The organism is Agaribacter marinus, assembly GCF_030160655.1.
GTDB lineage: Bacteria > Pseudomonadota > Gammaproteobacteria > Enterobacterales > Alteromonadaceae > Glaciecola > Glaciecola marina.
On record NZ_BSOT01000005.1, the window covers coordinates 1,923,262 to 1,941,611 of the forward strand.

An 18,350-nucleotide genomic window follows, 5' to 3' on the forward strand; every position below is an offset into this window, starting at 1 on the left:
AGCGTTTAAATATCGATTTTTTAGAACGTGTTAATCTAGTTTTTTGGCAGCGTAATTGAGAATGTTGACCCGTCACCTAAGGTACTATTTACCGTAAGTGAACCACCACATTCTTCAATATAGTTTTTTGCATCATAAGCGCCAATCCCCATACCAGCATTTCCTTTTGTAGTATCAAATGGCTTAAAAAGTCTGCTTTTTATAAACTCATCGCTCATCCCTTCACCATTATCGGCTATAGAAATATTTACTTCAGTAGAACTCTGCGAAATGTTAATAATAACAAAGCCTTGCTCTGAGGTCGCTTGTTGCGCGTTATTGATCAGATGATACAATACGTTGGCTATCTTATCTGGATCTACATGCAATGTAACCGCTTTATCTCCTTCTAGGCTTGGAATAGGCGTAAGTCCTAAGCACTTCTTTTCAACCAATTGCTGCGTTGCCTCAAAAATATTTATTTGCTGAATGGCTTTGTTGTCTTCCGATGTTTTCTGCATCAGTTGTTTGAGCATTTTATCCATACGCTCTTGGGTATACTCAAGCGTCTCAAAAGTATCATCAATGAATTCAGGATTATCTTTATGCTCTTTGGCATTAGAAAGTATTAGGTTTATTTGCGCTAACACATTTTTCAGATCGTGAACCACAAATGCCGACATGCGATTAAACGCTGCAAACTGGGCATTTTCGGTCAATGTAACACTGTTTTCAGCATTAATGATAAATGAGCCAATTTGATCAGAAAGTGCCGTCAAATAATCTCGAAGCTCCCAATTGAGAGTGCGTTTGTTGGTTTGGTTTGCACCCAACGCGACAAAACCCCAGTGCTCATCATGAATGGCGATAGGCAAGAGGAGATGAAAAGAACAATGCTTCATGAAAGAAGACTTTTCTTCGAGAATATCGTAGACCTCAGGTTTTATCGACAGCTCGTCAGTGTCAATTACCCAAGATTTAGTATTGAAAAAACTTGAAAGTGCATTCAACTGCGCTTCAGATAAAGATGCAACATCAAAATCGCCCGTTTCACCGACGCGTTGGTAACTGCCATGACTTTTTTTATATAGTACACCATAATCATAGCCAATCCCCTCTATCCATCCTTTAATTGCCGCTTGATAGGCTTGCTGCAATTCCATAGACGATTGTGACAGGGTATTGGTTAACTTTACCCATTCCGCTCGATAATCATATTGGTTTGCGTAAAAATGTTTGGTTATAAAGACTTTAATCGTTGCGCGTATCTGGTGAGACATGAATAGCGCAATTAGCATGGCAAATGACACAACCACCAGTGCCATTTGAATAGTAAAGCTCCAGTTACCGCCAATAAACTTCACGAGGTATCCAAGTAAGGCCATTACCATTAAATAGATGCCGGCCAGCAAAAGCAGTGTGCTATGCATGACTATTTCTCGGCTAACGAATATGTCGATACCCCAGTGTTTAACCCGTCGAATAGCGACAACAAGCAGCGGCATCAACCCGACAAAGATGTACCCCCGCGCGGCAAAAAACTCCCAACTAAGGGTATTAAGCATCAATGCATTCGCATAGATAACGAAATCCATTACGCCAATAATGCCTAAAAAGATAACTAAAGGTTTAAATGCCCAACGTTGCTTGCCTGATTGTCGAAACACTAGCTCAGTCATCACTAATGCTTGAATGGCCAATAAAGTATGTAAAGCAAATTGCCATATGCCCGGCAGCAAAGAAAATGCAGCACAAACAATGGTTATAACTGGCAATATGATTGAAAATAAAGTCGTGGGTTGTGTAAAGAACGCCATGCTGTTACTGAACTTATTGCGTAGACATGCGGCAATAAAAAGTATCCAAGCCCCTTGACGAATCCCGTCATAAAGTAAAATGTTTTCTCGCCCTAAATCTGGTCGTAAATAGCTAATATGGCCGAGAGACCACAACACAATAGTTACTGTCGCAAACAACAGAAGATGCCGAGCATACCCCGCGTTTTTTACCGTTAAAAGTAACAATACGAGCAAGGTATAACTCGCTGTAGTTAATCCATAACCTAGGTCAAAAACCAATCTATATTACCTTTTTTGTACTAACAAACTACCAATTGAATACCCAGCGCCGAATGAACACAGGATGCCGTAGTCACCAGTATTCATGTCCTGGTGGTGTAAGTTAAATGCAATAACTGAACCTGCTGACGCCGTATTTGCATACTCGTCTAAAACAATAGGGGCTTCATCTTTATTAGCGTCTCGACCAAGTAAGCGCTTACTGATCAATACATTCATATTGATGTTCGCCTGATGTAGCCACCAACGTCTCAAGTCATTCGGCACTAAATCATGCGCAGTAAGGTGCTCAGTAATATGTTCCGCCGCCATTGGGCATACTTCTTTGAATACTTTTCGCCCTTCTTGATGAAAAAGTTTATCCGCAGCGTAAGGGTCTTCATCGGTGGCATGGGTCATATACCCAAAATTCGACCGAATGTTGTTTGAGTATTTGGTCACCGCTTTGGTGGATAAAACGTCGAAGGCATGCTCACTGTTTACAGTATTTGCAGACTCAAATACTGTAGCAGTTGCTACATCACCGAAAATAAAGTGGCTGTCGCGGTCTTTATAGTTTACTTGCGGTGAAACCAACTCTGGATTAATAACAAGTACAGTATTTGCCGTACCGGCAGCAATCATTTCGTAAGCTCTATGCATACCAAACGTGGCGGCTGAACATGCAACTAACATGTCAAACGCAAACCCATTAATACCTAATGCCGCTTGCACCTCAATCGCGATTGCTGGGTATGACCGCTGCGTATAAGCGCATGACACAATAACTACATCAACATCTGACGCTGATTTATTTGCGGACGCTAACGCTTTTGTCGCCGCGTTAACTGCAATTTCGGCTTGATGCGACAGTTCATTGTCACCACGAGTAGGAATATTCGGGCGCATTCGATTTACGTCCAAGATACCCTCTTTACAATACACATACCGCTGTTTAATACCTGAGGCCTTTTGTACAAAATCCGCCGAAGAATGAGGCTTTGCACTAATATTCCCGTCGTCTATATCGGCTTTATGGTGCTCGTTATACCAATCAGCATAGTTGTTGTATGCGTTTACGAGTTCTTCGTTAGATATTTTATATTCAGGCGTCCAAAGGCCCGAACCACTAAGCACGACCTGCCTTGAGACAGCTTGTTTAAGAACTACTTCAGACATACTATTTCTTCTATTATTTTAGCCATATATTCATTTAAGCCCCGCAAATTTAAGTATCTTCACGTGCTTAGAGCCTTTTTACGTGTTGTGTTTGGTATATATGTTTAATGGTAGTATGCGCGTAAACTTACATCAATACCGTGATTAAAGTATGTGCTCACTATTGGGCATTAAAGGCGCAAGCAGTTTTGCAAGGTGCCTAAACAATTGCACTCTTGTAGTCCCATTTCGCCATGCTAGGCCGATTTCCCTAAAGGCGTCTTGTTCTGCGGGTAATGAAACTACGTCGGTTCCTTCTAGGATACCCTTTTTAAGGGCCATTGCGGGCATAAAGCTATAGCCCATTTTACTATTTACCAATGAAACTAAGGTATGCAAACTGCTCGCCGTTAACGAACTCACTTGGGATTTATGCGCTAAACCACACGCAGACACCGCATGTTCTGTTAAACAGTGTTCTTTTTGTAATAAAAATATACTGTCATTGGGTAAGTCGTCGATATCAACTGACGTGCCAAGATCGCCAGTATTCGTGGTATGCGCGACTAAATGAAAAGGGTCAGTACCTAGCAAGAGTTGCTTGCATCCGGGGGTATTCATCGGTAATGCTAACACCAGCAAATCAAGCTTGCCATCCATTAGCTGTTCCAGCAGATTGTCTGTTGTATCTTCGACTAGTTGTAAGCTAAGCTTTGGCAAATCTTCATGAATAGTGTTAATCAGTTGCTCAAAAATAAAGGGGGCAATTGTCGGTATTACACCAAGTTTTAACACGCCAGATGTCCAGTCACCGGCAGAGTCTGCAAAATCAACCCAATCTTGCGTATGCGCCAACAAGTCTTTTGAACGCTCAACCATTGCCTCACCAAATTCAGTGAAGACGAACGTTTTATGTTCGCGCTCTAATAGTTGATGTCCTAATACTTCTTCCAAATTCTGAATAGCAGTGCTTAATGTGGACTGACTGACATTGCATTTTTGAGCGGCGCGCAAAAAGTGCTGCTCTTTATGCAGCACAACCAAGTAATACAAATGTTTTAAATTAGGAAATCTCAATGACCTAACACTATGTTATTGTTTTAATTAACTTATAACACACTTGTCAGTATCGGGACAACCTAAGCACCAAAAGAGAACTTTAATACGAAGAATATAATAATCGAAAGCAAGGCGCCTGCAGGTAAAGTGACTACCCAAGACGTTACAATAGTACGAATTGTTCTGCCGTCTACCGCTGAAATCCCTTGTGCAATACCAACACCTAGCACTGCTCCCACTAAGGTTTGTGTTGTAGAGATAGGCAAGCCTGTCCCTGAAGCAACCAACACAGTCGTTGCTGCGGCAAGCTCAGCAGCAAAGCCTCTAGAGGGCGTTAAATGCGTAATTTTGTGGCCAATCGTTTTCATGACGCGGTGACCAAAAAAGGCTAAGCCCATCACAATACCGATACCGCCAAGAGGCAATATCCACCACGCTAGCGGCGAATTGTCGAGTATTTGGCCGTTGTTGCTCACAACGCTAACAACAGCAGCAAGTGGGCCAATTGCATTAGCAACATCGTTTGAACCATGCGCAAAAGCCATACAACAAGCAGTTAACACCATAAGTACCGCGAATACCTTTTCAACGCGCACTTGTTGTTGCTCGGGCGTCATAGCATCTATTCCAGTGTTCGACGGTAGTTTTCCTCGATTTAATCTTCGAATAACCACTGAACCAATTATGGCGACAATGACACCAATGACACATGCCAATAAGTATCCTTGAGCGGCCGGCAGATCTAAACCAACATGCTTCAAGCCCTTTTTTATCGTCACTAACGACATAATAAAGCCAGCCAAGCCCATATAAATCGGTACATATTTATTGGCGTAAGCCAATGGATGGTCTCGGTCAAAGATAAGTTTTTTCGCGCTGGTGAATATTAGAATGGCAATAATACCGGAGATTGCAGGGGTCACTACCCAGCTACCAACAATACCTCCCACTTTATTCCAAGAAACAGCATCAGCACTGACGCCTACAGCGGTAAAGCCCACAATTGCACCGATAATCGAATGCGTCGTCGACACAGGCCAACCGTAATATGATGCAATGACCAGCCACGTACCAGCAGCAAGCAATGAAGATATCATGCCAATGACAAGCAGCTCAGGCACCTCTTGAAAATAGGCGCTGTCGATAATGCCTTTGCGGATTGTGGATGTCACTTCGCCACCGGCTAAATATGCACCGGCAAATTCAAATACCATTGCAATTAGAATGGCCTGCTTGAGTGTGATGGCTTTTGCGCCAACCGAGGTACCCATTGCATTGGCAACGTCGTTAGCCCCAATACCCCACGCCATAATGAAGCCAAATACAGCAGCAAGAGTAACAAGAATCAAGCTATAGCTTGTTAAAATATCCATTAAAAATCAGGGCCTTTTTTTGCATCCTAATGCACCAAGAATAAGCATAATTTGCATCTTAGAGGAGTGCGTAAAAATTTGAAGCGAAATATAAACCTTTAGTGGATTGATATCAACATGCAGAAAACACTTTATCGTGTGTTTCTCCGACAATCAAAACCGTTTATTTCTTATTTCAACAATTTCTTGACCGTTTTCTTCATTGAAGAGCTTTTCAAATTTCGCCCATAAGTCAAATAAATTACGTATTCGCAAATATTTTTACACCTATCCCCCACTCGTTCAAATGCTCTTACTGCCCAAAGAACATCTAACCAATTATTTATGTCTTCTGGGTTAGATTGTATTTCCGACGCCGTTTGTTCAAGTACTTTTTTGTACACCCTATCGATATCATTGTCTAGTTGATGCGCCAATATCGCTGCTTTATCGTCCTGACGGGCAAATGCGTCCAAGGTTGCTCTCATCATACTGACAATCCGATTGCCAATATCTAATATACCTGACGTCACCAAGTCAGAATTTGGCATCTGTCCTGAGGACACAAGTCGAGCAACACGTGCAATTTCATCACCAATACGCTCTAAATCTGTTGCCGTTTTCGCCACCGTCATTACCAGCCGTAGATCACCCGCTGTTGGATTGCGTTTGGCAATAATACGCATACATTCTTGCTCTACCTGAGATTCCATTGCGTCAACTTTACTATCATTCAAACTCACGCGTTCAGCAAGGTTAGGGATTTTTTCTTGCATCGCAACAAGGGTGTTGACTAATTGTTGCTCAATTAGCCCTCCCATAGTTAAAACAGAATGTTTTAACGCCTCTAACTCTTGATTGTACCTAGCGGAGATATGTGTATTGAGTTGTAGCTGTCTACGCATAATAGTTATCCATATCGCCCAGTAATATAGTCTTCAGTCTGTTGTTTTTCTGGCATGGTGAAAAGTGAATCACTATCAGAAAATTCAATTAATTCACCGTGGTGCATAAACGCCGCGTAATCAGATACTCTCGCAGCCTGTTGCATATTGTGTGTCACAATAACGATAGTACATTGTTTTTTTAACTCATTAATGAGTTCTTCGATATGCAATGTGGTGAGCGGATCTAAGGCTGATGTCGGTTCGTCCAATAGCAAAATTTCAGGTGATAGCGCCAGCGCTCGTGCAATCATCAAACGTTGTTGCTGTCCGCCAGACAATAACAACGCGGAGTCAAATAACCGGTCTCTAACGTCACTCCACAAAGCAGCTTGTTTAAGCGAGCGTTCAACAGCATCATCTAAGACTCGTCGGTTTTTTTCTCCCTTAATTTTTAGGCCAAAACACACGTTCTCGTATATGCTCATGGGGAAAGGATTTGGTCGCTGAAAGACCATACCAATTTGAGTCCTCAGTGTCGCCACTCGTTCTTTACGGTCATAAATATTGCGTTCATTAATCCAAACCTCGCCGTCACATTTATGGTAACGATTTAAATCATTCATTCGATTGAAGCTATTAAGCAAGGTAGTCTTACCACACCCACTTTGGCCAATAAGCGCAGTAATTCGATTTTTCGGAATGCGAATAGATATATCGTTCAATACTACTTTGCGGTTCAGCCATACATTTAAATGCCTAACATCAATGCCCGTTTGCGCTTGTGATATTTCATCGACCGCTAAGGTTTCTCGTTCAAACAATTTAAACATTTACATATGACTCCTTTCGTACTTATCACGCAAACGCTTCCTAAACAAAATGGCTGAAATATTCAATAAAAACACCATGAGCAAAAGTAACATACAAGACGCAAACATCATTGAGGAACTTGGGCTTTCAATTTGATTGTGAAATGCGCCATCATAAATGAATACACCTAAATGCATGAATTGACGCTCCAAATGGACATAAGGAAACTCGCTGTCAATAGGCAAGTTTGGCGCAAATTTAACCGCCCCCACAAGAATCAAAGGAGCGACCTCTCCCGCCGCTCGCGCAATAGCCAAGATTATACCGGTTAACATACCAGGGCTTGCCATCGGCAAAACCACTTTTTGTATTGTTTCTAACTTAGTTGCACCGAGTGCATAGCTACCTTCTCTGAGTCCACTGGGTACCCTACGTAAGCCTTCTTCAGCCGACACAATAACGACAGGTAAGGTAAGCAAACCCATCGTTAGCGACGCCCACAATAAACCCGGCGTACCAAACGTCGGTGAAGGCAGGTTGTTAGAATACAACAACTGATCAATCGAACCACCCAATGTATAAACAAAGAAACCAAGACCAAATACGCCGTAAACAACTGATGGCACTGCCGCCATATTGCTTATGCCGATGCGAATAAGTTCAGTCGTTCGATTCGCTGGCGCGTACTCATGGAGGTAAATCGCCGCAATCATGCCAAATGGCGCAACGACTATCGTCATCAATAGCACCATTAATAACGTACCAAATATTGCGGGAAAAACACCACCGGCAGTAGCTGCTTGCTTGGGCTCATTACTTAAAAACTGCCAAATGTTGCTTACCACCATAATTGCAGTGTCAATGCCCCCTAATTTGTTTGGCTGCGTTAAATCTCGAACGGTAGATAACTCAACATGAAACAGTTCACCGTTTGCGTCAAGCAAAGCTATTTTATAGTCACTTAGTTGTTTGCCAATGCTGTCTGCATAAGATTGCCAGCGATAAAACTCTGCATACGCTTTTTCTAGGGCTGGACTGTTTTCCCCCACTTTTTCCGCATACATTTTGGCGATTGCTCGATGCAATGGCATAAGCTTTTGTGATTGAATTTCATTTAGCTCAGAATTAAGTATTTGCGTTGTTACAAGTAAATTGTCCAATTGTTCAAGCGCGACATTATTTTCTAGTGGCGAAATTAGCTCAACAAAATCACCAAAGTAAACATTCCCCCCCAAGGAGTCTATTTGTATTACGTCGTGACGATTTTCTACGCTGACAACGGGTATCAACGACGGTTGTCGCTCAAACTGTTTTGAAAATCGCTTTTTTAGAATATTTTCAAGTGCCGTCGCTGTACTACTGGTCGGTTGAAAATGTCGTTCTGCAACGCCAGATGTATTTTTAATGGTGACCAAATGCACATTTGCAGGTACAAAATGGCGTCCACCTTGGTAACTAATAAAAATCACCATCGCCACCAAAAAAATAAACAGTATTGATATGCACACAATACTTAAGCTCTCGGCGAATGACTGGCGCCAATGAATGTTCGGCAATTTATTCATGGTCAACTTTTGCCCGTAAGCTACGCTTAATGAAAGCTGCAACAGTATTTATTACGAAGGTAAATGCAAACAATATCGCGGCGGTTAAAAATAAAATATTGTAGTGCTTACTGCCTTGTGATGACTCTTGCAGTTCAATCGTTAAATTTGAGGTCAACGAACGTAAACCCGACAGTAAATCCCAATCTGCAATCGGCGTATTGCCCGTCACCATAAGGACAATCATTGTTTCACCAAAAGCTCTGCCAAACCCCAACATCACCGCAGATATGATACTTGGGAGAGCCACAAGCAAAACAACTCTCAATAAGGTTTGGATTTCGGTGGCACCAAGCGCAAAAGCGGCTTGCTTCACGCCATCCGGCACTTCATACAGGGCATCATCAACAAGCGTATATATTGTCGGCGTAATTGCTACCCCCAAAGCCAAAGCCACCACAATAGATGTTTTAGTGAGGGTTAAATTACCGAGATAGTTAACTAAAAAGTTACCGCCATTACTGAGCAATGCTTCTTGCACGACAGTTGTGGTCAAAAATAGTATTAAAGACGCTATGGTAAGAGCCAAGCACAACAACGGTAAATAAGATACTCTTGCAGCGATGTTAGGGTACTTGTTACGAATATGCCCATGCAGCGCCACAACACCAAGCAAGACTACGGGTAATAGCGCAATGAGTAATACAATCGCAATCAGCGACCTTTCAGCAAATGGCGCCAACCAGACGGCAGCAATAAAACCAATAATAACGGAAGGAATAGCCTCAATCATTTCGATGCCAGGCTTAATCCAAGTCCTCGCTTCGTTTGTTGCAAAGTAAGCAGTATAGATCGCTGCTCCTAAGGCCAACGGGACAGCAACAAATAACGCTAAAAATGAAGCTTTGAGACTACCGAGTATTAAAGGTACCAAGCTAAATTTCTGTTGAGCTTCATTACTTGCCGTGCTCGTTTGCCATATGTGCGATGGCGCTAGATACCCCAAATATTGAATAGGCGAAAATAAGCTTTTCCATGTGGTTACTCCCTGCAAATCAATAGATGCATAGTAGAATAATTTATCTTTGTTTTGCAGATAAACCGAATTACCGATGACAAAAAGTGCTTCAGACGCCATTCTAAGTGGCTGCTCATTCACAACTTCAAACGTCGCATTATTGATAATCAGCACTCTAGATTTTTCTGTTAAAGCAAAAATCACTGCACTTTGCCGGTCAAACGTTAATGATAAGATCCTGCCAGAAAGCAAATTTTCATAACTGGCAATTGCTTGAAACTCAAAAACACCCTGCTTATTAACCCCTCCCCATACTTTATACGCATTGTCTTCTGAAACTAAAAAACCATATTCGTTCGGCAATAAGTGGACATTTGCGTTGTTTTTTATGTCTATCGTTTGTACTGGAAGATCTTGGCTATTGTGAATGACAATACGCTCTTCATTCACGTACAAATGCTGCGAAAAATTGACTAACGGCATGTAATCAACGATTTGTTTTTTTTCAAACAAAATGGCGGGAGCGTAATTATTAAGTGTTTTTGTTATACGAATCAGTTGATTATCTGAAGTAATTGACCAAAGATAAAAGACATTGTCATGAATTTTACTTTGCCATTTTAATGGATATTCGCTGTTCTTTTCGGCCTCGTAAATTCGGTGTATCGTGCTTTCAGGCATGTCGAATGAACCAAACAAAAGTGCACGAATATCATTACCACTCACTTCTATACGCCTTAACTCAATGGTGCCTGAGTCGCTTATGCGCGCATAGGCATGTTGAAAGTCCATGTCATTTTCGATGACTGCAAAATTGTTGTTGCAATCATATTTGGAAAACGATAATTGTTTACCCAAAACAGAGGACAGTTCATATAAACCAACACCACATTTGTTCTGTTCAATATGATTAACGCGGCTAATAAAAATAGCCTCTTCGCTGCCATGCCGTATTGAAACTAAGTGCTCGGATTTTGGAAGTTGTATAGAAGATTGATATTCAATTTTTGGTGTTTTTAGTAACGGCAGTGAATTGCCAACAATATGGGCAATGAGTAAAAAAAACGTCACTAAGACGAGCCACCCAAATGAGGTAACCACTCGCTTTGCAAGCAAATCTTTTCGAAAACGAGCGTTTTCATTTGAACGTTTTAAGTGGTGCTGCATATTATTTTTGTAATAAATTTCATAAAGATGCAATCTTTCTGCGATAATAACACACTACTTCTATGACATTACAATGAAAAAAGGTAAGAAGTATGCAAGCGATGATACTCACAGTAATCGGTAAAGACAAAGTTGGTCTGGTTAACGAAATCGCCCAATGTATTAAAGACGCACAAGGCAACTGGCTAAAAAGTAGCTTTTGCCACCTAGCTGGCCAGTTCGCAGGTTTCGTTCAGGTAATGTTACCGCAAAGTAAACATCAGCAACTGATTACAGCCTGCAACAATATAAGCAATTTGCACATCACCCTTACACCTGTAGCACTGAATCCTGCCGAAAATGACTGTCTATTAAGCACAAAAAATAGCACCGGCAACGCTGCACTTGTAGAAACACAAATAAAAGTCACAGGAAATGACCGACAAGGCATTGTTAGCGATATTACATCTACGCTGAACACCTTTAATATCAACATAATGACACTGAATACGACGTGCGAAAGCGCGCCAAACTGGGGTAACAGTTTGTTCATTGCCAACTTGAGTATTCAGTGTCAACCTGATGTAGAGCCAAGCCAACTAAAAGAATCAATTGAAGCATTAGCTGACGATTTAATCGTGGAATTTGAATAGGAAGAGAGCGCATGAGTAGTTTATATTTCCCGAAAGAACTCAGTTGGCTATCGTTCAATGAGCGCGTATTGCAGGAAGCAGCAGATCCGAATACTCCCGTTGTTGAGCGTATCCGATTTTTGGGTATTTACAGTAATAATCTAGACGAGTTTTATCGTGTACGGGTAGCCGATGTTAAGCGTATGATCGCCATTTGCCAAAGCGATGGTGAAATGACACTCGTGGAAGAATACACAAACCTATTACGAGAAATTCAACGCAAGGTAAAAAAGTTATCTCGAAAATTCGATCAATTACATAAACAAGTTACCAAGGACTTAAGACGCTACAACATTCACATATTGCATTATCAGCAGCTAACTGAAGCGCAAGTGAAGTGGGCAGAAAAATATTTCCGCGAAAAAATATTAATGCACGTTGCGCCAATCCTCTTAGACAACAAAGTTCAACTGCTGCAACGACTCAATGACAGTTCGGTTTATCTTCATGTAGCACTTTATCGCCCAGGGAAAAACCCTAAATACGCGGTGGTAGAAATTCCAACCAATGCGATGTCTCGCTTCGTTGTATTGCCTCCCGATGGCTCACGCGTTAAAAAGCAAATCATCTTAATCGACGATATCATTAAACTGTGCGTTGAAGAGATATTCCGGGGTTTTGTACGATTTGATACCGCAAAAGCCTTTTCATTTAAAATTACCCGAGACGCCGAATACTCCATCAACGATGAAATTGACGAAAGCTACGTTGAAAAAATGTCTGAGAGTATGAAACAACGTTTAATCGCAGAACCCGTGCGAATTATTCACGACCAAGGCGTACCTGAAGAGATGATTGATGATTTGCGCAAGCGCTTAAAAATATCAACCATTGATACTATACAATCCGCGGGGCACTACCGTAACTTTAAAGACTTTATCGGTTTTCCAAACCCCGGCAGAGCATATCTAGAGCATACAAAGCTGCCCGTAATCCGCAGTAAGGCATTTGGGCAACACAATACCGTATTTGACGCGATAACCAATGGCGATATTTTACTTTATTACCCATACCATGACTTTACACATTTTACTGAATTTGTGCGCCAAGCAGCATTTGACCCGCAAGTAAGGCATATTCGTTTAAATATATACCGTGTTGCCTCTCATTCTAGGATCATATCGTCCCTTGTAGATGCGGTTGATAACGGTAAAAAAGTAACCGTTGTTGTTGAGCTTAGGGCGCGCTTTGACGAGGAAAACAACATTGCGTGGTCTAAACGGATGACCGATGCTGGGATAAAAGTTGTATTAGGTAATCCGAACGTAAAAATACACAGCAAACTATGTATTGTGACGCGTGAAGAACGCGGCAAAGTTAAACATTACGCACACTTTGGTACAGGAAACTTCAACGAAAAAACCGCAAAAATTTATACTGATTTGTCATTATTTACTTGTGACGACATGCTTGCAACCGAAGCAGTACAAGTGTTCGAAATGATTCAGAACCCCTACAAAAAAGTCCGATTTAACCAACTACAGGTATCACCCGTAAACGCCCGTAGTAAAATTCAATCGCTAATACGACAAGAGATTCAGCGCTGCACTGAAGGCCATTTTGCGCAGATCACCTTAAAAATTAATAACTTAGTTGACAACGAGTTAATAGACGATCTCTATCGAGCATCACAATCCGGTGTAAAAGTACGCGCAATCATTCGAGGGATGTGTTCGTTGATTCCGGGCGTCGCAGGCTTAAGCGAGAATATCGAAATCATCAGTGTTGTCGATAGATTTTTGGAGCACCCGCGCATAATGGTATTTGAAAATGGCGGCGACCCTAAATACTTCATTTCGTCTGCGGATTGGATGACCAGAAACATGGATTATCGAATCGAAGTTGGTTGCCCAGTAAAGTCACCAGAAGCAAGAGAGCTAATTGATGCCTTGCTAGATTTCCAATTCAAGGATACGCTGAAATCAAGGGTAATAGACGAACATCAAGTTAATGAGTACGTAAAGCGCGGAAATCGTAAAAAACTGCGTTCACAAATACAAATCCATCAATATTTGACTGAGCGTGAGGAGAGTTAAGTGCCGGACGATACTAACTTATACCAAGTCTTCAATACTATCGACGAGAGTGAATATGAACATTACGCCGCTTTAGACATTGGCTCAAATAGTTTTCACTTAGTTGTGGTAAGAGTAGTCGAAGGCTCATTACAGTTAGTAAATAAAGTAAAGCACAAAGTAAGGCTTGCTGAAGGACTCGATAGTAAAAATCGCTTATCGCAAGAATATATTGATTTAGGTACGCAGGCATTACAAGCAATGGCAAGCACGTTGCAAGGCCTGCCTCATCAAAAAGTAAGAGTGGTCGCGACCTATACATTAAGAAAGGCGGTTAACTCAAAAGACTTCTTGCGAGCGGCCAAAAAAGTGTTCCCTTATCAGATTGATATAGTGGCAGGGGCAGAAGAGGCACGTTTGATTTACGTGGGCGTTACCAGCTCATTAAGAGGTAACGCGCCTCACCTGGTGTTTGATATTGGCGGCGGCTCGACAGAGTTTGCTATTGGAGAGGGTTTAATACCCGATATCTGTCGCAGCTTAAACATGGGCTGCGTGAGTTTTCATTCGCGCTTTTTTGCGGACGACAAAATCACGCAAAAAGGCTGTAAAGATGCCATTACCGCGGCAAAACGCGAACTGGAATTACCCTCGATAAGCCTTTGCCGATTTAAATGGGAAAAGGTATATGCCAGCTCAGGCACCGCCAAAGCGATTGCAAATGTCATTCACTATGAAGAAAGCGGTGAACCAACACATCCTTTCACGCAGCACGAACTGCAACTGTTACTAGCAAGATGCATCGAAAAAGGCCACTCAGACAACTTAGACTTCCCCGGGTTAACAGATGAGCGAAAGCCCGTATTTGTAGCAGGTTTGTGCATTATGTTGGGCATTTTTCAGTCCCTACAGATTGAAAACGTTGAGTACACGCCACCCGCCCTGCGTGAAGGTGTGCTATACGAATTGCAACCTGAACAATTGACCCAAAACGTGTGTTTACGCACTGCGCAAAGTATGGCAAAACGGTATCATGTAGATACTGCATTCGCTCACAATGTGTTGCAAACGAGCATGCATCTATACGCTCAAGTCAAAGCTGATTGGCACCTAGATAGCCCCCAGTTTAGGTTTATCTTAGGCTGGGCAAGCTTGCTACATGAAGTCGGTTTACAAATTAATTCAAAAGGGATTCAAAAGCATTCTGCATACATATTGCAACAATCCGAAATGCCAGGGTTTCACCAAGAACAGCAAATGCTCATTAGTGTATTGGTAAGGTTTCACCGAAAGCGTATTCGCTTGGCAGAATTGCCAGAATTTGTGAATTACGATAAGCAACAAGTCATTCATTTACTATTAATTCTGCGACTATCCATTCTACTGAACCTGACAAGGGCTGGTGCTGTAGTGCCAGACTCGATATCAGCAACTACCACGGAACAATTACAATTGTCGTTTGATCATACAACACTTGCAGAGCATCCTTTATTAGCGACAGATCTGCATGCTGAAGCAAGCTATTGGAATGATATTGAGTTTAACTTAGCCCTTATTTAAGCTCGTTGTCTGAGTGATTTTTGTCTAAACGAGCCATACCTGTCGTTTTCGCATTCACAATAGAAACAATCGATACAATAGAAATAATAACCGCTAACGGGATAAAGAGTATCATTTCTAGCATCCACGTCGCTCGTCCTATTAGCTTTGATATAACAATAATTAACAATATAACTGTCCAGCTACCACCGGAGATAATGGAATACCAAACCGCCTTTTTAGCTTGGTAGCTTTTTGAGGTGTCTTTCCACCTCAATATACCCCACCTGAAAAAGAAAATAATGGGTAACAACAATATGACAGGGAACACAATAATAAAGTTAATCAATACTATCTCCGGTATACATATACAACTATTTGCAATTATTCCAAGTCGAGCGAAGCAACTAACGCCATATATTTTTCATGTTCATATTCTTTATAAATTTGCAAAATGGCCTTATGATGTTTAGTCAATGGTCTATTTTTTAAAAGGTATTTTAAAATATCTACATAATCTAAAACATATGGTGAGCTTAGAATAGTATGTACAGCGTCAGTCCCATGACCATCTATTTTTATACCAAACTCTTTTTCCAACATTTTAAGCGTATCAATCTGTTGATAAGTTGCCGCGACGTAAGCTAGGCTCTTTCCATGTTGCAACATACCAAAATCACGATCTGTTGCTTTCATGATAGACAGCATGTATTCCTTGGTATCAGCTTCATTTAGGTAATAAATTAATCTGGGATATCCAATATAATATCCTTTGTCGATTAGGCGAGTTACTAAACTAGCGTCGGCTTCAATAGAAATAAGATAGTCGACAAAATGTAGCTCTTTCGTTATGTATTTATCTGTTATTACAACATAGTCATGCTTACCTACTCGGCTGATGAATTCCTTATCGGCCGCATTACTTTCAGCGACATCATGAACGTCATAGGTTAATTTATCCTTCTGCCGTATAAAATAAAGATCTACATAAAATGGATGAATGTCAGCAGTAACTATGCTCTTTTCATCGAAACTTTCTAAGATGCTATCCACTACCATATTGGTTTCAACATCAATGACTCTGACTTTGCTGGAGTTTGAGCAGATTCTTACTGGGTATAATTGAAAATTAGAGTACGCTTTTAGTTTACTGTTCCTTAACGCTAGCATATCTTCAGGCGGATCAGCATTGTCATGGTTATCGATTTTGCTTTCCAACTCTCGAACAACATTTTCCCTCAAAGCCGCAATATTCACATCAAGCGTGCCATTCTGGATTAAGGCATTTGAATCTATTGCATCAACTAAATTACGTAATACGTCAATAGACAGTTCATCTAGGTTTGCGTTGACCCCTTTAGACACCCAATAATCATAAGCATTAATATTTCTATTTTTAAGAGAATAAGTTGCAAAATTATACATCTCTCCATTCTCGATGATTGTATAAGAAATATCAGGAATATAAAAAGAATCTAGCCAGTGTAAATCTTGATTCGAATAAATCCATTGAGTCTTTGAAAACTTTTGAAAAAGCCTCATCGACGGGGAAAAGCCCATACTGACCAATTCTGTTAAGGTCTCGTCAGGCGCGTCCATCATCACAACCAAATCAAACAAATGTTGTCCTTTCGCAGTAAGCGCAGAAACATCTATCTCACCACTTCCAACTTTATTCAATAAACCGTCCCAGTTTGACTCGGATTTAGCAGCGTTGAGCTCTACAAGAAGTATTTTTAGTTGGCTCCCCCATTCTAATACTGCCTGCGTATCAGATTCGTATGCGTACTTAACCATCGAATAATAATCTTCGGCGTCAAAATTTGTCTGGTCAGATGCGCCTAACGCTCGATATAGTGATTCAGAACAAGTATTTGGCTCAGTCGCATTCATCAGGTCATTACGTTCAATCTTCACACTAACTGAACCTTGCGTACCTCCTTCAAGAGAAAGTTCAGCAGAATGAGGCACTCTACGTGTTTCAGTGTCGTAGAGCTTATCTGCGTATAGGAACCAGCCAATAACAAATATAACGATAGCTACAATTGGAATAACGGTTTTCATTAGTATCATCCTTGAGTTATTTTTTTGTCGTCTTACTCCATCGACATTTTTGACGCTAGCATAGGCACATGAACAGTTTAACACTCTGTAAATACATACCGCTTGCAATACTTTAAGGAAAAACGGAACTGATATAGAAAAACATCACGTACAAGTTTCTTTCATGCAATAATAGTATAAAACGAATTTAAGTGAGCGAGACTAAACAAGACTATGCCTAGCGTCACTCTCAAAAAAGACAATTTAGACCAACTTAATAAAAACTATGAGCAAGCTACACTGCCACATCCGGTGTTTTTGAATTCTGTTCCAAAATGCGGTACGCATTTGATTAAAAACATATGCCGCATGTTTGTGCCTGTTGAACAGCAATATCATGACGCCTTTGTGCAAATCCCGATTTTACGCCAACATTTAGGTGCATTTGATGTAAACACTCCGAAGTTAAGCTGGGGGCATTTATTGTTTTCAGATGATTCTGCAAAAGCGCTCAAAGACGTTACTCAAATTATCATTGTACGTGATCCATTTGACTGGGTATTGGCGAGAGCTAGATTCTTTTTATCTGATTCATTTAAAGGTTCTTTGGATCACTTAAAGAATGGTGCGGTTAGCATTGAGCAGTTTTTAAATATGATGATTTTTGGCATACACGGCAAAGCGCCAACGCTAAACGAAATATATACACACAACGCCGTTTCGTGGCTGGGCACTGGTGTCACCCTAATAAAATACGAAGACATTATTCACCACGTAAAAAATATCGACACTGCAGCTTCAGAGGCATTTTTTGCAACGTTATTGTCACATTTTGGTTATGATTCTTTGCCTGACGATTGGCAAGCCCGTATCCAAATTGGTGCAGATAGAGAACAAAGTGGTACCGCACGAGAAAACCTTTCAGGTACCGTGATTGAGTTACCAAGTGAGTTACCTATTGCGCAAAAGCAACTCGTTGAATACGCGGCGCCTGGCTTGCGTCACATATTAGGTTACGTCTAGTTAAAAACACCGATTAGTGGCAAGCAAT

The 18,350-nt window shown here is 41.1% G+C and carries 14 protein-coding genes; 4 read left to right on the top strand and 10 right to left on the bottom strand.

Features of this window, described 5'->3' with window-relative positions:
- Positions 1-35 precede the first annotated feature (35 nt).
- From prsK to QQK00_RS10105, 8 genes are all read right to left on the bottom strand, one after another.
- On the bottom strand, positions 36-2,057 hold the full coding sequence (gene prsK / locus QQK00_RS10070) for an XrtA/PEP-CTERM system histidine kinase PrsK (RefSeq protein WP_284217376.1): 2,022 nt from the start codon (positions 2,055-2,057) through the stop codon (positions 36-38).
- A gap of 6 nt (positions 2,058-2,063) precedes the next feature.
- Positions 2,064-3,215 (bottom strand): beta-ketoacyl-ACP synthase III, encoded by a 1,152-nt coding sequence (locus tag QQK00_RS10075; RefSeq protein WP_284217377.1) that lies wholly within the window; start codon positions 3,213-3,215, stop codon positions 2,064-2,066.
- Between the two features lie 144 nt (positions 3,216-3,359).
- Positions 3,360-4,271 (bottom strand): hydrogen peroxide-inducible genes activator, encoded by a 912-nt coding sequence (locus QQK00_RS10080; protein WP_284217378.1) that lies wholly within the window; start codon positions 4,269-4,271, stop codon positions 3,360-3,362.
- Positions 4,272-4,333: 62 nt separating this feature from the next.
- Positions 4,334-5,626, bottom strand: coding sequence for an inorganic phosphate transporter (locus tag QQK00_RS10085; protein WP_284217379.1), 1,293 nt, complete (start codon positions 5,624-5,626; stop codon positions 4,334-4,336).
- 170 nt (positions 5,627-5,796) lie between these two features.
- Positions 5,797-6,510, bottom strand: a complete 714-nt coding sequence (phoU, locus tag QQK00_RS10090; RefSeq protein ID WP_284217380.1) for a phosphate signaling complex protein PhoU — start codon at positions 6,508-6,510, stop codon at positions 5,797-5,799.
- Between the two features lie 5 nt (positions 6,511-6,515).
- Positions 6,516-7,322: a phosphate ABC transporter ATP-binding protein PstB gene (gene pstB, locus QQK00_RS10095; protein WP_284217381.1), complete on the bottom strand. Its 807-nt coding sequence runs from the start codon at positions 7,320-7,322 to the stop codon at positions 6,516-6,518.
- Entirely contained in the window at positions 7,323-8,867 is a 1,545-nt protein-coding gene (pstA, locus tag QQK00_RS10100; RefSeq protein WP_284217382.1) for a phosphate ABC transporter permease PstA, read from the bottom strand.
- Positions 8,860-11,031, bottom strand: coding sequence for an ABC transporter permease subunit (locus QQK00_RS10105; protein WP_284217383.1), 2,172 nt, complete (start codon positions 11,029-11,031; stop codon positions 8,860-8,862). Before QQK00_RS10105 ends, pstA begins: the two co-directional genes overlap by 8 nt.
- 92 nt (positions 11,032-11,123) lie before the next feature.
- On the opposite strand from QQK00_RS10105, the gene QQK00_RS10110 reads away from it, so the two are divergent.
- Genes QQK00_RS10110 through QQK00_RS10120 form a run of 3 tightly spaced genes read left to right on the top strand, consistent with a single transcriptional unit; the run spans position 11,124 to position 15,277 of the window.
- On the top strand, positions 11,124-11,663 hold the full coding sequence (locus QQK00_RS10110) for a glycine cleavage system transcriptional repressor (protein WP_284217384.1): 540 nt from the start codon (positions 11,124-11,126) through the stop codon (positions 11,661-11,663).
- 11 nt (positions 11,664-11,674) lie between these two features.
- A complete protein-coding gene (ppk1, locus tag QQK00_RS10115) occupies positions 11,675-13,738 on the top strand; it encodes a polyphosphate kinase 1 (protein ID WP_284217385.1) in 2,064 nt (687 codons plus the stop codon).
- Positions 13,739-15,277: a Ppx/GppA phosphatase family protein gene (locus tag QQK00_RS10120; protein WP_284217386.1), complete on the top strand. Its 1,539-nt coding sequence runs from the start codon at positions 13,739-13,741 to the stop codon at positions 15,275-15,277. It begins immediately after the preceding gene.
- Here QQK00_RS10120 and QQK00_RS10125 read toward each other — a convergent pair.
- Both QQK00_RS10125 and QQK00_RS10130 read right to left on the bottom strand, forming a co-directional pair.
- The gene (locus QQK00_RS10125) at positions 15,270-15,605 is read right to left on the bottom strand and encodes a hypothetical protein (RefSeq protein ID WP_284217387.1); all 336 of its coding nucleotides are present in this window, start codon (positions 15,603-15,605) and stop codon (positions 15,270-15,272) included. The two genes, QQK00_RS10120 and QQK00_RS10125, sit on opposite strands and share 8 nt — an antisense overlap.
- A gap of 35 nt (positions 15,606-15,640) precedes the next feature.
- The gene (locus QQK00_RS10130; protein ID WP_284217388.1) at positions 15,641-17,320 is read right to left on the bottom strand and encodes a hypothetical protein; all 1,680 of its coding nucleotides are present in this window, start codon (positions 17,318-17,320) and stop codon (positions 15,641-15,643) included.
- Positions 17,321-17,533: 213 nt separating this feature from the next.
- On the opposite strand from QQK00_RS10130, the gene QQK00_RS10135 reads away from it, so the two are divergent.
- The gene (locus QQK00_RS10135) at positions 17,534-18,322 is read left to right on the top strand and encodes a sulfotransferase family protein (protein WP_284217389.1); all 789 of its coding nucleotides are present in this window, start codon (positions 17,534-17,536) and stop codon (positions 18,320-18,322) included.
- Positions 18,323-18,350: the final 28 nt, after the last annotated feature.